Here is a 1738-nt window from a genome sequence, read left to right on the forward strand (position 1 = left end):
GGGGTGGGGGAGCCGCGTGAGGTGGGGCCGAGGGGCTCGGGGCGGAGGCGGCTCCGCGAGGCCGATGGCGTGTCACCAGGCGTCTCCCCAGCCGTAAAAGACAGAGACCTGCCGTGAAAGACAGAGACCTGCCGTGAAAGACAGAGGCCCTGTCTCCGCCGCCGGGCGGAGACAGGGCCTCTTGGTACTGCGTACTAGGTCCGGGACCGGGAATCCGGTCCACCGCTCGCGAATGGGCTCCGCGAGACCGGTGTCAGAGCGCGCTGACGTTCTCCGCCTGCGGGCCCTTCGGGCCCTGGGTGACGTCGAAGGTCACGGCCTGGTTCTCCTCAAGGGAGCGGAAGCCGTTGGCGTTGATCGCGGAGTAGTGGACGAAGACGTCGGGGCCGCCGCCCTCCTGGGCGATGAATCCGAAGCCCTTTTCGGCGTTGAACCACTTCACGGTTCCGGTAGCCATAAGCCCTCCTTGGGCCAAAGGGTTGCCCTGCTCCAGAACCTGCACGTGCGATAAACAAATGCATACCCTGAAAACGACGAGAGCCCGCGGTCACATGCTCCGCAGGCTCTGTACTGCAAGGGAAACCAAACTGCAACTTGCGAGCGAGCCTAGCATGGGGCCGCCCGAAAGCGATAGAGGGCAAGATCACTTCACCCGGATGTCTGAAACCGGGTGAAGCCGTCTTGACATACGCGAAAGCGCAAGGTTCGCCCGAGCCTGCGGGCCCGCCCGTTTCCTTCCCCCTTTCGGGGGCTAGTCTCGCGATGTGGACCATTCTGACTTCCCCGCGCGCCCCGGCACCGCCCGCCCCCGCGTCGGGCACATCCAGTTCCTCAACTGCCTCCCCCTCTACTGGGGCCTCGCCCGCACCGGCACCCTCCTCGACCTCGAACTCACGAAGGACACGCCGGAGAAGCTGAGCGAACAGCTCGTCGGCGGTTCGCTCGACATCGCGCCCATCACGCTCGTCGAGTTCCTCAAGGCGAGCGACGACCTCGTGGCGCTCCAGGACATCGCGGTGGGCTGCGACGGCCCCGTCATGTCCTGCGTGATCGTCTCGAAGGGCCCGCTGGAGGACCTGGACGGCGCTCGCGTCGCCCTCGGCTCCACGTCCCGTACCTCCGTGCGCCTCGCGCAACTCCTCCTCGCGGACCGCTACGGCGTCACTCCCGAGTACTACACCTGCCCGCCGGACCTCGGCCTGATGATGCAGGAGGCCGACGCCGCCGTCCTCATCGGCGACGCCGCGCTGCGCGCCAACCTCCACGACGGGCCCCGTCTCGGCCTCCAGGTCCACGACCTCGGTCAGATGTGGAAGGACTGGACGGGCCTCCCCTTCGTCTTCGCGGTCTTCGCGGCGCGCCGCGACTACCTGGAGCGCGAGCCGGAGGTCGTCGCCGAGGTGCACCGCGCCTTCCTGGAGTCCCGCGACCTCTCGCTCGTCGAGGTCACCAAGGTCGCCGAGCAGGCGGCGCGCTGGGAGAGCTTCGACGCCGAGATCCTGGAGCGCTACTTCCGCACCCTCGACTTCCGCTTCGCGGGCCGGCAACTCGGCGGAGTCCGCGAGTTCGCCCGCCGGGTCGGCCCGACCACGGGATTCCCGGCGGACGTGCGGGTGGAGGTGCGGGAGCCCTGAGGGTGTCGGGCTGGTAGGTGGGGGGGCGGACCTTGTGGCGGTGGGGGGCCTCGGGGGCTGGGTCTGTGCTGCGGTGCGGGGGCGGCCCTGGGGGCCCCCCCCCC

2 protein-coding genes are annotated in these 1738 nt (G+C 69.0%); one reads left to right on the forward strand and one right to left on the reverse strand.

Annotated elements, in window-relative coordinates; all coding sequences use genetic code 11:
* Window positions 1–253: 253 nt before the first annotated feature.
* Window positions 254–457, reverse strand: coding sequence for a cold-shock protein (locus tag IF99_RS0130100; protein ID WP_008746266.1), 204 nt, complete (start codon window positions 455–457; stop codon window positions 254–256).
* Window positions 458–764: 307 nt separating this feature from the next.
* Here IF99_RS0130100 and IF99_RS0130105 point away from each other — a divergent pair, with 307 nt between their 5' ends.
* Complete coding sequence (locus IF99_RS0130105) at window positions 765–1634, forward strand: menaquinone biosynthetic enzyme MqnA/MqnD family protein (protein ID WP_031001633.1); 870 nt, start codon at window positions 765–767, stop codon at window positions 1632–1634.
* Window positions 1635–1738 lie beyond the last annotated feature (104 nt).

The sequence above is a fragment of the Streptomyces sp. NRRL F-5630 genome, from assembly GCF_000719475.1.
Lineage (GTDB): Bacteria > Actinomycetota > Actinomycetes > Streptomycetales > Streptomycetaceae > Streptomyces.